Here is a 12,023-nt window from a genome sequence, read left to right as displayed (position 1 = left end):
TGGTTGAGGCTGTCATCAACTATTCATGAAACCCGCAAAATACGGCGCGCACCTGGACGCCATACATCCAGGTGCCACGCAATGCACGCTGCGGCTTTACTGCACAGAAGCCGCGTCGCGCGCCTTGCGCTTGGCGGGCCGGCCCGTCTTGACGGTCTCGACCTGGGCCACGACGGCCAGCAACTGCCGCTCCGGCAGCGACTCCAGCATCTTGAGCCCGGCCCGCAACAACTCGCTTTTCTTCACGTGCGCGCCACCGTTCAGGCAGCGCCGCTTGAGTTCCGCCAGCTTGGCATAGTCCCACTCCGGCATGGTGAAGCTGTCGCGCACGACCTTGGCCTTGGCGGGCTTCTGTGCCTTCTCAACCTTCTCTGCTTTCTCTGCTTTCGCGGCCTTCGGTGCGGCAGCCACGGTCTTGACCGCTTCAGCCTTGGCAGCCTTGCCTGCCGTCTGCGTCTTGCTGGCGCGCTTGACCGGCTGCTTCACTGCGGTGGCGGCCTTTTTCTGCGCCGCTGCGGGCGCGGGCGCACGCGTGCGCCCATTCGAAACCGTTGCCATGCATCCTCCTGTTTTGATCGCAGTGGTATCAAAACAGTATATATCGTTTAACTCGTTGATTTTCTTCGGCGGCGCAAAGGGAGCAAAAGGGGGAAAGGCAGGGAACAGCCATCGCCGCCAAGCGGCACGGGGCCATGCAGACACGGATTTCGTCAAAAAACCTGCCATCCCCGCGAAGGGAAAAGTATCGGCCGGCCCCGCCACGATCTTAGCCGCCGGTTATTTCATTCTTGCGACGAAGCGCAAGCTACCGCGCTACGTGCCAGGCGCGGACTCGCTGGCGATGGCCTGCAGCGCCGCCTTGTCGGATAGCGTCAGGCGCCCGTATTCCAGATGCAGCACGCCCTGCTTCTCCCAGTCCTTGAGCTGCCGGTTGACGCTCTGGCGAGACACGCCAAGCATATGGCCCAGGTCTTCCTGGGAGAGCTTGAGCGCGGCGGGGGCACCGGATGTCCGCACACCCGGCATGCCGTGGGTGGACAGCGCGTGCGCATGCTCGACGGCAAGCAGGCGCCGCGCCAGCCGCACCGGGAAAGGCATCAGGATCACCTCGTCGATCCATTCCAGTGCGCTGCGGTAGCGCCGGCAGATCAGTTGCGTGAACTCCATCAGCCAGCGCGGCTCGCGCGCGACGAGGGCATGGAAAGTGGCGGCGGGAATCACCAGCAGTTCGCTAGCCTGCGCGGCGCGCGTGTCGTACACGCGATGCGCGTCGACGAAGAGCGAGACCTCCCCGAACCACTGCCCCGGCTCCAGCAGGCTGACCACGGCCTCGCGCCCGTTCTGCGCCGTGCTGCTGACCTTGATGGCGCCGCGCTCGACGCAGAAGAGCGCGTCCGGGTTGGAGCCGTAGGTAAACAGCACCTCACCCTTGACCAGTTGCCGCCGCATGGCATGCGACCGGAGCAGTGCTTCGAGCTCGGCCGAAAACTGCCCAGCGGCGGTGTCGTCTTCGTGCGGCTGCGGTCGTGTGCTCATGCCTGTTGCCCGGGTTGCTGGTTACGCTGCTGATGCCGCTCGGGCGGTTCAGGCCGGATCGGTACGGAACCAGCCGGTGAGTGCCCATCGCGTCTTGTGGCAGGGCAATACTTCATGCGGGACCAGGTCGCTGCGAAACACCACCAGCCGCGCGCGCTGCGGCAGCACGCGATGCAACTCGGTGGTGCCGTCATCCTGCCCGTAGAGCGCGAGCTCGCCGCCATCGCGCTCGCTCCATTCAGGATTGAGGTAGAGCACCAGCGAAATCTTGCGATGCAGGGTCGCGCGATGCTGGTCCACGTGCTTCTTGTAGGCGGTGCCGACCGGATAGTGCGAGAAGTGGAATTCCTCGCGCTTCAAGCCCAGGAAGTAGCGCTCGTTCAAGGCCTCGCGCAAACCCGCGGCCCAGGCCTGGAAATCCGCCCGCGCCGCGCCGGCGGGCGCGTCGTCGAGCCACAGGATCGAATCGCCGCGAATGCCCGCGTCGCGGGCGGTGGCTTCGCCCCGCCCGATGCGGGCCGGATGGAACAGGCCGGCCTCCCACGCCGCGCGGCTCTCGGCATGCAGCCGCGCCGCCAGCGTGGTGTCGATGAGGTCGTCGCACACGGCCCAACCGTGCGCTTCCAGGGCAACAAACAAACGTTCCAGGGCTGACATGGGTGGGAGACTTCGTGCTGGGGAAACGTCAAAACAAAAAGGGCCACCTGGACAACAGGAGGCCCTTGGCGCGCAGGCGCGCATTTTAACAGCCCCGGGGCGCAGCCATGCCGGCCGCCGGCCTACGACAACCCGCCGCTGTCGAGATACTCCAGCGCCAGGCTCACCGCGCGGCGGGCCTTGAGCACATAGATCACCTGCCGGTCACGCACGACCAGGGCCAGCACATCGGCCTGCATCAGTTCATTGAAATGGTGGCTGGCGCGCGGCAGGCTCAGCCCGGCGACGCCAGCCAGGTCGAACGCCGGCATGCCGGCTTCACCCGCCTCCAGCAGCGCGCGGCAGATGGCGGCACGCGCTGGCACTGTCAGCAGCGCGTATGTCAGTGTGCTTTCTTGATCGGTCTCCATGGCCACGCCTTCCCGCTCGTCGTCCAGATGTCATGTAGTTATATGCGTCGGCCGGCCGTGCGGAGTGCCGCAGCCCATCCGCCGCGACCGCCTGACACCTACTTTCTACGCGGCGGGCACAGCAAATGCAACCTGCCGAGGCTCGCTGGCGCACAATTACCCAAGATTACAACAGGCTGCGACCGCCTGCCCGTGGCGGCTCACGCGGCGCCGGTGCGCGCACTGCGGCGCTGGCGCTCGCTCGCCCTCGCTCGCCCTTTGATGCGCCGCACAACCCGGCATCCACCCGCTGCCAGCTACCCTAACAGGCACGCGCGCCCGCCGCGAGCCGCATCCGTGGGCGTACTTCGCGCATCACCTGCCGGCATAGATCGTAACGCGCCCGGCGCATCGGCGTAAGCAAGTGAAATATTCAGTCATGCGCAGCGCGTTTCACACGTTCCCGCGCCGCACTATCCTTGCCATATGCCGCGCCTGCGCGGCGCCGCGCTCTCGGCGTGCATGCGCGTGGAAACCAACCCGCCATCCCGGGCAGGAGCCGGCAAACAACGGCATCGCCTCACGAAAGTCCGCATGACCATCGCTTGCTTCTCGCCTCCATGAACGCCGCGCGTTTGCTCTCGCCGCACCTGTTCTGCCTCGCCCTGGCGTCTGCCTGGATGGGCGGTTGCGCGGTCGGGCCGGACTATCAGCGCGCCCCGGCCGAGACCCCCGCCGCGTATCGCGAGGCCGTGCCGGACGATCACCAATGGCAGGTCGCCGAGCCTCGCCCGGTGGATCTGACCCAGGCCTGGTGGGTGGGCTTCGACGATGCCCGCCTGAATGAGCTGGTGGGGCACGCCAACGCAGCCAACCAGAGCCTGCGCCAGGCCGAGGCCCAGTACCGGCAATCCCGCGCGCCGGCCAGTGCCGCCGACCTTGCCGCTGCGCGCCTGACGATCCAGGGCGAGCTGGTGCAGGACTATATCCAGCTGCGCGTCACCGACGTGCTCAAGGCACTGTATGCCTTCGCCCTGCCCGCGTATGAGGAATCGCTCAAGCTGACCCAGAGCCAGTTCCGCGCAGGCGTACCGACCTCGGGCGACGTGGCGCCGGCGGCCTCGGTGACCAGCGCGCAGGTCAAGCGCGAGGACGTGCCGATCGGCCGGTCCGGCGTCGGCACGGTGCAGGCAATGGCCACGGTGACGGTCAAGCCACGCGTGGACGGCCAGCTTGACCGCGTCGGCTTTGTCGAAGGCCAGGACGTCTAGGCCGGGCAGTTGCTGGCGCAGATCGACCCGCGCACGTTCCAGGCGCAGCTGGCCGCCGCGGTGAAGACCGACGAAGCCCTGGCCAACGTCGCCCGCGTGCAGCTCGACTACACCACCATCACCGCGCCGCTGTCCGGGCGCGTTGGCGCGCGCCCGGTCGACCCGGGCAATATCGTCCACGCCGCCGACGCCAACGGCCTGGTGGTGATCCGCCAGATCGACCCGATCGACGCGGTGTTCACGCTGCCCGACGGCGAATTCCAACGCATCAACGGCGCCATGCAGGCCAACGGCGCGCCGCTCTCGGTGCAGGCTAGCGAGCGCGCCAGCGGGCAGTTGCCCGGCAACCTGCCCACGCCCCCGACCTTCCGCAAGATCAACCCGGCCGACTCGCCGATCCTGGTGCTGGCGGTGCAGTCCGACACCTTGCCGCTGACCGAGGTCAACGACTTCGCCGACAATGTGCTGGCGCAGCAGATCTCGCAGATCTTCGGCGTCGGGCTGGTCAATATTGGCGGCCAGCAAAAGCCGTCGGTGCGCATCCAGGTAGATCCGCAGAAGCTCTCGGCCATGGGCATGAGCCTGGAGGACTTGCGATCCGATCCTGGTCTTGACGCACAGCTATACGCCAGCGCCAGCCGTCGTAGCGAAGTAACTGAGCATGCCGGGCCGAGCAATCGGCTCGGATTTCGGGGTAGTGCGGCCCTCTCCTGCATGACCGTGCAGAGGGCTCGCCAGTTACTCCCGCTCCCACGAAAAGGCTGGTTTGCCCCTCGATGGCCGTGCGCTGCAGGGGGGCCTCTCTCCTTGCCACACCACGCTCCCGCATCTCCGACGCTTCTGTCGATTGCAAAAATTTGCAAACACCGAGGATGAATTCGGATTCGTCTGATTGATTCCCTATGCGAAATTCGGCTCAATGTTAGAGATATGAGATTCACGAAAATATTGCGCTGGACTTTCTATGTAGTGGTACTCGTTCTTCTTGTCTGCCACATACAAAATGCGAGATTGCGAGCGACCGCTGACCACTGCACCCGTCACAAGTCGGACAACAGCGCCTATGTCGCGGAGCAATGCGTCATTGACCACTGGAAGGGACTTGTCACAGTGCGTCTACGGATCTTTCGAAACGGCGAGGACACCGTGCTCGCCGAGCGCACCTATACAGCAGACGAAAAGATTCTTAACTGGGATCTGAACGGCAAGGCTGTCTACTACGGCGTCGAGGCATCAGATGGTGATTCGATTGCCTTGCCGCCGTCCCGCTTAGATCGCCTGCGCGCCGTGCTGCCGTGAAAACCAACCACGCACATAGCGCTTACCCAATCACCGGTGGCGGTGACCGTCACACACTAAGGTAAACACAGAGCCAACCAGCGGCAAGATCAACCGATTGAGTAGCCGTGTGAAGCGCCCGAAGGGCGGGCCACACCCGAGCGCGACGCGAAGCGAGCCGTGCAGGTGTTCAGAGGCCGTATGGGGCGCCTCGGGATTTCACGAAAAGAGCGGAAAAGAGGGACCCATGTCTGAGTATCGCCTTAAGGCGATGCGAGTTTGGGTCCCGGCCGCTCTTTTCGTGAAATCCCGAGGGGGTGTCGCCCCATCCGGCGCGCCTTTTTTGCCTACTTTTTGGGCAAGACAAAAAAGTAGGTCGCCGCCCCGCAGGGGTGGTGAAACTGCAGTTGCAGTTGACGTTAAGCAGTTGCAGTTGCCCTTGGCCATGACGTTAATCAGTTGCAACAACCTAACTCACCTCAATCACCCCGTTCATCGTCTCATGCCCGGACCCACAAAAAATATCACACAAGAACCCAAAACTGCCAGCCGCCTTGGGCAAGGCCGAAACCCGCACGACCTTGCCGGGCGGCAAATCCTCCCGAATGCCGAGATCCGGCACGCTGAACCCCATGATCACATCCTGCGCTGTCAGCTCGAACACCACCGGCTCCCCGACCCGCAGCGCAATCCGGTTCGGCGTAAAGACAAACTTGCGCGCATGCACCTTGATCACCCTTGGCGCGGCGGCTGCGCTGCGCAGCAGCGGCGTCCCGCCCGCCAGCGCCAGCAGGCAGCACAGCGCCCGCCTGCGGCTGATTCCTTCCCGTCCGATGACTGACATGACCAACTCCTGATAGCGAGTTCAAAGCAGCGCAAAGCCGTCCAAAGCCGTCCAAAGCGGCATGGCACGATCCGCTCAACCATTGACAGGCCTCTCCTCGATCCCGAAATCCCCCGACGCCCTGCCCGCCTCCACTTCCCGCCAGCCCAACCCCCGATAGGGCTGCGCCGGATCCCACGGCACCGGCAAGCGCTGCGGCTGCGACCCTGCCGCCGGCAACGGGTATATCAGCGAGCGCGCCGCATGGTGCGCGATATGCCCGGTCATGTGGTGATGCTCCTGGTGGATATGCCCGTAGAACACTGTCACATTGGGATGCGGCATCAGCCGCTCGATGACCTGCGCACCGTCCCGGGTGGCCCAGTCCCACTGCGGATACAGATCGAACAGCGGACGGTGCGTGAACACCACGATGCGCGCCGACTGCGGCTGCTGCGCAAGATCCGCGGCGAGCCAGTCGAGTTGCGCAGCGCCCACCCGCCCGGCAGGATCGGACACGTTGTCCAGCACGATGAAGTGCACGCCCTTGTGGTCGAACACATAGTGCGTGGGCCCGAACAGTTCGCGGTAGGCCGCGCCCTGGTCCAGGCCGGCGTCGTGCTCGCCCGGCATCAGGTGCACGACCGGCACCTTGAGCGCGGCAATGATCGACTGGAACTCGCGCATGCGCCTGCGGCGCTCGGCGGGGTCATCGGTGGTGTGGGTAAGGTCGCCGGTGAACATCAGGAAATCCGGCGGCTCGGCCAGTGCGTTGACCGCTGCCACCGCCTTGGGCAAGGTCCCGCGCGCGTCGGGATTGGGCGGGCCCTGGAACCCCCAGTGCGCGTCCGAGAGCTGCACAAAGTAGAACGCTTCGTCGCGTCCGGCGGCCCATCCGGGCAATGCCGACACAAACACCGCGCCGCCGGCACACGCGGCAAGCCCGAGAAAATCGCGCCGCTTCCATGCTCGCTGCATATTGAGCTCCATCTGTTGATCGGATCGATCGCATCGATCGGATTGATCAGGTTGCTGGGGACCTGCCTGTCATACCGGCGCGCAGGCGTGTTTATTCCCGTTGCCGGCGAATTTTTTTTACGCGGTGGCGGTGAGATTCGGGAATAAACTCAATGCATTCCCGGTATACGCGGCACAGACGGAATGAACGGGGATGGCGCGCGATGCGTCCAACCCGGGCACCGAGCCAAAGGAGTGACGTGAACGCTGCCGACCAGCGCCGCCGTTTCGACGATCTGGTACTTCCGCACCTCGACGCCGCCTACAACCTGGCCCGCTGGCTGTCGGGCAGCCCCGCGGAGGCGGATGACGTGGTGCAGGAAGCCTGCCTGCGGGCTTTCTGTTTTTTTGACAGTTTCCGGGGCGACCAGCCACGCGCGTGGCTGCTGGCGATCGTGCGCAACACGTGGTTCACCACCTGGCGCAAGCGGCATCAGCCGGGCCAGGCCGAGAGCGCGGGCTACGACGACGCGCATTTCGATGGCGAGCCGCTGCCCGGCTGGCAGGATGGCCACGGCGATAGCCCTGAGCAATGGCTGTTGCGCGCCGAGGATGTCCGGCTGCTGCATCTGGCGCTGGAGCGGCTGCCGCTGGCCTTTCGGGAAGTACTGGTGCTGCGTGAGCTGGAGGATCTGCCCTATCGCGATATCGCGGTCATCGCGCAAATCCCGCTGGGTACCGTGATGTCGCGGCTGGCACGCGCGCGCAAGCTGCTGGCGGCGGCGGTGCTGGCCTTGCGCGCGGAGGGCACGCGCGGCCTTGGCACCCGGGGCGGCGCCGACCTTGGCGCGGCAGGCACCCTGTCCACCGCACCGGTAACGGACAGGGCCGCCGCGGCAACCGCCATCCACGCCACGCCGCCGCAACCTGCTGGGGAGACAGGCCATGAACTGCAATGACGCCCGCCTGCTGCTGCAGGCCAGTGCTGACGGTGAACTCGGAGCGGGCGATGCCTTGCGCCTTGAGCAGCACCTGGCGCAATGTACGGCCTGCACGGCGCAGCTCGCCCACCTGCGCGAACTGCGCACGGTATTGCGCGCGCATGCGCCCTACCACCGCGCAGGGCCGGCCCTGCGCGCGCGGCTGACCGCGGCACTGGACGCAGCCCAGGCCACGCCAGCGCCACAGGCGGCTGGCTCCGGCGCTGCGGCGGCGCCAGCCGGCAACGGTGGCGCATGGTGGCAACGGATGCGGCGCTATTTCGAGTGGGGTCCCGCCGCCAATGCCGCCATGGCCGCGCTGACGGTGGCGACGCTTGGCTTCGGCATGGTCCAGTACGCGCTGAGCGATGGCTCCGGGCCGACAGTGGAAGGCGAGATGGTGAGCAGCCATGTGCGCGCGCTGATCTCGGGGCACTCGATCGATGTCGCCTCGTCGGATCGCCACACCGTCAAACCCTGGTTCAATGGCCGGATCGACTACGCGCCGTCGGTACGGGAACTCGCGCCGCAAGGGTTCCCGCTGGTCGGGGGGCGGCTCGATTACGTGCATGGGCGGACAGTGGCGGTGCTGGTCTACCGCCGCAACCAGCACCCCATCGATGTGTTCGTGCTGCCATCGCGCACGACGGACAAGCCGGACGGCAAGCCAGCCGCCAGCCCCGGCCGCAGCCAGGCGCCGCCGCAGATCGAGGCACGCCAAGGCTACGAGCTGGCAATCTGGGAGTCGGACGGCATGCGCTACGCGGCCATCACCGATGCCTCGGCCGACGACCTGCTGCGCTTCACGCAAGCCTGGCGCGCGGCCGGCGACAACCGCGCGCCCTGAGCCCTGAGCCCTGAGCCCTGAGTCCGGTACCCGGGCTCAGGCGAGCACGAACGGCAACTGCCGCTGGCGCTTGCCGGTGAGCGTGAACAGCGCGTTGGCCACCGCTGGCGCGATGGCTGGCACGCCCGGCTCGCCCAGCCCGGTGGGCGGATCCTCGGAGGGCACGAAGAACACGTCTACCACCGGCGCATCGGTGATGCGCGGCGGCGGATAGTCGGGGAAGTTGCTATTCTTCACCGCGCCATTTTCGATCTCGATGGCAAAGCCCGGCCGCGTCATCGCCAGCCCGAACACGCATGCACCCTGCACCTGCGCCTCGGCCGACATCGGATTGACCACGCGGTTGGCATGCACCCCGGCCGTCACGCGATGCACATGCGGCTCGTTTTTCACCAGCGACACCTCCACCACATAGGCCACCACCGTGCCGAATGACTCGTGCACCGCCACGCCCCAGGCCTGCCCCTTGGGCAGCTTGCGCTTGCCGTAGCCGGACTTGTCCACCGCCAGCTGCAACGCCGCGCGATGGCGCGCGTGCTTGCCCGCGTCCAGACGCGCAAGGCGGTACGCCACCGGATCCTGCCTGGCATTGACGGCCACTTCGTCGACCAGCGTTTCCTTGACGAAGGCGGTGTGCGTGTTGCCAACCGAGCGCCACCACAGCACCGGCACCGCCACCTGCGGGTGATGCACCGATAGTTGCAGCGGGAAGCCATAGTCGTTCTCAACCAGGCCTTCGACCATGGTCGAGTCCACGCCGCCCTTGACCATGAATGCCTCGAACGGCGTGCCGGAGAGGATGGACTGCCCGACCACGGTATGCTGCCAGCCGAGCACCTGCCCCTTCGCATCGGTGCCGATGCGCGCGCGGTGCACATGCAGCGGCCGGTAGTAGCCGCCGCGAATATCGTCCTCGCGGCTCCACATCACCTTGAGCGGTTCGTCATGCCCGTTCTTGACCCAGGCCAGCAGCACGTTGGCCGCTTCGACCAGGTAGTCGGAGGTGGGCACGGCACGCCGGCCGAAGCCGCCGCCCGCCATCATGGTGTTGAGCGTGACCTTGGCCGGCGCCAGCCCGAGCACGCGCCCGATGGCGGCCTGGTCCACGGTCTGGAACTGCGAGCCCACCCATACCTTCACGCTCTGCACCGCCTTGCCCGACACCTCGGCCTGCAAGGTGCAGTTCAGCGGCTCCATCGGCGCATGCGCAAGATAGGGAAACTCGTAGTCCGCCGAGATGGTGCGCGCAGCGCCGGACATGGCGCCCATGTCAGCCTGCAGCGCCACCGTGCCGGGTTGCGCGGCCAGCGTCCTGTATTGCGCGAACAAGTCCTTGGTGGAGACGCTGGAGCCACTGTCTTCCCACACGATCTCCAGCGCGTCGCGCGCCTGCTTGGCCGGCCAGTAGCCATTGGCCACCACCGCCACGCCGGTGCCGCCGCGATCCACCGGGACCAGCATCACGTCGGCCACGCCCTTGATCGCGCGCGCCTTGTCGGCGTTGAAGGATTTCACCTTGCCGCCAAAGCGCGGCGGGCGTGCCACCACGGCCACCACCATGTTCTTGAGGTGCACGTCGATACCGAAGGCGGTGGTGGCCTCCAGCTTGCCGCGCGCGTCCAGCCGGCGCGTGGGCTTGCCGATGAGCTTGAACTGCGCCGGGTTCTTGAGCGTTACCTGCTGCGGCACCGGCAGCGCCATGGCGGCCTGCGCCAGCTCGCCAAAGGTGGCGCGATGGCTGCCGGCGGTGACCACGCCCAGCGCCACCTGGCAGCTCGACGGATCGACCTGCCACTGCGTGGCCGCGGCGGCAACCAGCATGGCGCGGGCGCGCGCGCCCAGCTCGCGGTACTGCTGGAAGGAGTGGTTGAGCGCGGTGGAGCCACCGGTCATCTGCATGCCAAAGGCGGGATCCTTGTACGCATCGCCGGCGGGCGCCAGCGTGGCGCGCACGTTGCGCCAGTCCACGTCGAGCTCTTCGGCCAGTGCCATGGGCAGCGCCGTATGCACGCCCTGGCCGAATTCGAGCCGGTTGACCGCCACCGTGACGGTGTTGTCCGGCGCGATCAGCAGGAACGCCTGCGGCGGTGAAGGCGGGGCCTTGGGCGCCGCGCCCTCCTGCGCCAGCGCGGCCTGGGCTGGCAGGATGCCGAGCGCCAAGCCGCCACCGGCAAAGCCGGTCAGCTTGAGAAAACTGCGGCGGTCCAGCGCGGCGGCGCCGCCGGCGTGCGCGTGCCCGCGGTTGCCGCCGGCCAGTGCTTCGAGGTATCTGATTCGCATGGTGTCGTCCCCTTAAGCCAGCGCGCGCGCCGCGTCCTTGATGGCCGCGCGGATGCGCTGGTAGGTGCCGCAGCGGCACAGGTTGCCGGCCATGGCCTGGTCGATGTCGGCATCGCTCGGGTGCTTCTTGCTGCGCAAGAGCCCGACGGCGCTCATCACCTGGCCGTTCTGGCAATAGCCGCACTGCGCCACGTCGTGCTTGATCCAGGCGTCGAGCACAGCACGGCCAACCTTGTCGCCGGTGACGCCTTCGATGGTGGTGATGCGCGCGCCTTGCGCCGCCGAAATCGGCATCACGCAACTGCGCGTGGCCTGGCCGTTCACATGCACGGTGCACGCACCGCATGCGGCCATGCCGCAGCCGAACTTGGTGCCGGTCATGCCAAGGCTGTCGCGTAACGCCCACAGCAGGGGCGTGGAAGGATCAACGTCTACCTGCAACGGCTTGCCGTTGATATCTAGCGTGGTCATGGGGGGGAGCTCCTTGGGTCTGTGTGCCCTGGTCCGCCCCGGCATGGTGCAGCGGTTCGATCCGCCGCGCCGCGCCGCCGGCGGCCAGTCAGCAGCGTGCGCCCCAGCCGCGTTGCGCACGCCGTACAACCTTCAGAGCATAGTGCAAAAAGGGCCATCGCGTGCGGTACCGAGCACCGCGCCCGGGCGGCCTCAGGCCATGCCTTCCGGCGCGCATGAGCGGGCCTGCGCAGCTGGCAGACTCGGCCCAGGTGCCGGCAATCACCGCGCGCCCAAGGCGCCCCTATCGCGGATGATGCCGACGCGCTTCGCGCTGGTCCGATAGCCTCGCCAATACCCCTCCTCGGCGGGGATATGCCTGAAACGCCTGTATGCCTGGAACGGCAGCGCGCCTGTCCGCCCTGGCGGCAGAGTGGCCGCCAGGGCCAGTTCCGGCTTGCCGCCGGCCGCTCGCCTACCCCAAAACGGCGTCCGGCGCTAGTCCGAATAGCGGGAACACACCGGGGCTTATCGCCTCGTGCTTGCGGCGCATCG

12 protein-coding genes and 1 pseudogene are annotated in these 12,023 nt (G+C 66.7%); 5 read left to right on the top strand and 8 right to left on the bottom strand.

The annotated features are described in order from the left end of the window. Positions 1-96: 96 nt before the first annotated feature. The 4 genes from RR42_RS04055 to RR42_RS04040 form a co-directional block, all read right to left on the bottom strand. Positions 97-558 (bottom strand): hypothetical protein, encoded by a 462-nt coding sequence (locus RR42_RS04055; protein ID WP_043344337.1) that lies wholly within the window; start codon positions 556-558, stop codon positions 97-99. A gap of 255 nt (positions 559-813) precedes the next feature. Continuing rightward, entirely contained in the window at positions 814-1,536 is a 723-nt protein-coding gene (locus RR42_RS04050; RefSeq protein ID WP_043344333.1) for a Crp/Fnr family transcriptional regulator, read from the bottom strand. Positions 1,537-1,584: 48 nt separating this feature from the next. After that, complete coding sequence (locus RR42_RS04045) at positions 1,585-2,193, bottom strand: 2OG-Fe(II) oxygenase (RefSeq protein WP_043344331.1); 609 nt, start codon at positions 2,191-2,193, stop codon at positions 1,585-1,587. 122 nt (positions 2,194-2,315) lie between these two features. Next, the gene (locus tag RR42_RS04040) at positions 2,316-2,603 is read right to left on the bottom strand and encodes a winged helix-turn-helix domain-containing protein (RefSeq protein ID WP_043344327.1); all 288 of its coding nucleotides are present in this window, start codon (positions 2,601-2,603) and stop codon (positions 2,316-2,318) included. A gap of 584 nt (positions 2,604-3,187) precedes the next feature. Between RR42_RS04040 and RR42_RS41430 the strand changes: the two genes are divergently transcribed. From RR42_RS41430 to RR42_RS04030, 3 genes and pseudogenes are all read left to right on the top strand, one after another. Then, positions 3,188-3,853: a hypothetical protein gene (locus RR42_RS41430; protein WP_162484919.1), complete on the top strand. Its 666-nt coding sequence runs from the start codon at positions 3,188-3,190 to the stop codon at positions 3,851-3,853. Between the two features lie 300 nt (positions 3,854-4,153). Further along, positions 4,154-4,450: pseudogene (locus tag RR42_RS40645) on the top strand (efflux RND transporter permease subunit); the annotation flags it as partial. A gap of 333 nt (positions 4,451-4,783) precedes the next feature. Then, positions 4,784-5,152 carry a hypothetical protein gene (locus RR42_RS04030; RefSeq protein ID WP_043344323.1) on the top strand — a complete coding sequence of 123 codons (369 nt, stop codon included), beginning with the start codon at positions 4,784-4,786 and terminating at the stop codon, positions 5,150-5,152. 448 nt (positions 5,153-5,600) lie between these two features. Here RR42_RS04030 and RR42_RS04025 read toward each other — a convergent pair whose 3' ends face one another. Together RR42_RS04025 and RR42_RS04020 are read right to left on the bottom strand one after the other, a co-directional pair. Then, on the bottom strand, positions 5,601-5,975 hold the full coding sequence (locus tag RR42_RS04025; protein ID WP_043344319.1) for a cupredoxin domain-containing protein: 375 nt from the start codon (positions 5,973-5,975) through the stop codon (positions 5,601-5,603). A 75-nt stretch (positions 5,976-6,050) separates the two neighbouring features. Next, on the bottom strand, positions 6,051-6,932 hold the full coding sequence (locus RR42_RS04020; protein WP_043351342.1) for a metallophosphoesterase family protein: 882 nt from the start codon (positions 6,930-6,932) through the stop codon (positions 6,051-6,053). Positions 6,933-7,171: 239 nt separating this feature from the next. On the opposite strand from RR42_RS04020, the gene RR42_RS04015 reads away from it, so the two are divergent. Continuing rightward, on the top strand, positions 7,172-7,870 hold the full coding sequence (locus tag RR42_RS04015; RefSeq protein ID WP_043344316.1) for an RNA polymerase sigma factor: 699 nt from the start codon (positions 7,172-7,174) through the stop codon (positions 7,868-7,870). Further along, on the top strand, positions 7,857-8,738 hold the full coding sequence (locus RR42_RS04010) for an anti-sigma factor family protein (RefSeq protein WP_043344314.1): 882 nt from the start codon (positions 7,857-7,859) through the stop codon (positions 8,736-8,738). The genes RR42_RS04015 and RR42_RS04010 overlap by 14 nt, the downstream gene beginning before the upstream one ends. Positions 8,739-8,774: 36 nt before the next feature. On the opposite strand, the gene RR42_RS04005 is transcribed toward RR42_RS04010, so the two are convergent. Together RR42_RS04005 and RR42_RS04000 are read right to left on the bottom strand one after the other, a co-directional pair. Then, positions 8,775-11,018 carry a xanthine dehydrogenase family protein molybdopterin-binding subunit gene (locus RR42_RS04005; protein ID WP_043344312.1) on the bottom strand — a complete coding sequence of 748 codons (2,244 nt, stop codon included), beginning with the start codon at positions 11,016-11,018 and terminating at the stop codon, positions 8,775-8,777. A gap of 12 nt (positions 11,019-11,030) precedes the next feature. Next, entirely contained in the window at positions 11,031-11,489 is a 459-nt protein-coding gene (locus RR42_RS04000; protein WP_043344308.1) for a (2Fe-2S)-binding protein, read from the bottom strand. Positions 11,490-12,023: the final 534 nt, after the last annotated feature.

It is taken from the genome of Cupriavidus basilensis (genome assembly GCF_000832305.1).
Taxonomy (GTDB): Bacteria; Pseudomonadota; Gammaproteobacteria; order Burkholderiales; family Burkholderiaceae; genus Cupriavidus; species Cupriavidus basilensis_F.
This window is presented reverse-complemented; position numbering and strand designations above follow the sequence as displayed.

Excerpts from the sequence above, each read along its gene's own strand:
- RR42_RS04030 (WP_043344323.1), top strand. The coding sequence starts at position 4,784 with ATGAGATTCACGAAAATATTGCGCTGGACTTTCTATGTAGTGGTACTC.
- RR42_RS04055 (WP_043344337.1), bottom strand. The coding sequence starts at position 558 with ATGGCAACGGTTTCGAATGGGCGCACGCGTGCGCCCGCGCCCGCAGCG.
- RR42_RS04045 (WP_043344331.1), bottom strand. The coding sequence starts at position 2,193 with ATGTCAGCCCTGGAACGTTTGTTTGTTGCCCTGGAAGCGCACGGTTGG.
- RR42_RS04020 (WP_043351342.1), bottom strand. The coding sequence starts at position 6,932 with ATGCAGCGAGCATGGAAGCGGCGCGATTTTCTCGGGCTTGCCGCGTGT.
- RR42_RS04010 (WP_043344314.1), top strand. The coding sequence starts at position 7,857 with ATGAACTGCAATGACGCCCGCCTGCTGCTGCAGGCCAGTGCTGACGGT.
- RR42_RS04005 (WP_043344312.1), bottom strand. The coding sequence starts at position 11,018 with ATGCGAATCAGATACCTCGAAGCACTGGCCGGCGGCAACCGCGGGCAC.
- RR42_RS04000 (WP_043344308.1), bottom strand. The coding sequence starts at position 11,489 with ATGACCACGCTAGATATCAACGGCAAGCCGTTGCAGGTAGACGTTGAT.
- RR42_RS04040 (WP_043344327.1), bottom strand. The coding sequence starts at position 2,603 with ATGGAGACCGATCAAGAAAGCACACTGACATACGCGCTGCTGACAGTG.
- RR42_RS04050 (WP_043344333.1), bottom strand. The coding sequence starts at position 1,536 with ATGAGCACACGACCGCAGCCGCACGAAGACGACACCGCCGCTGGGCAG.
- RR42_RS04025 (WP_043344319.1), bottom strand. The coding sequence starts at position 5,975 with ATGTCAGTCATCGGACGGGAAGGAATCAGCCGCAGGCGGGCGCTGTGC.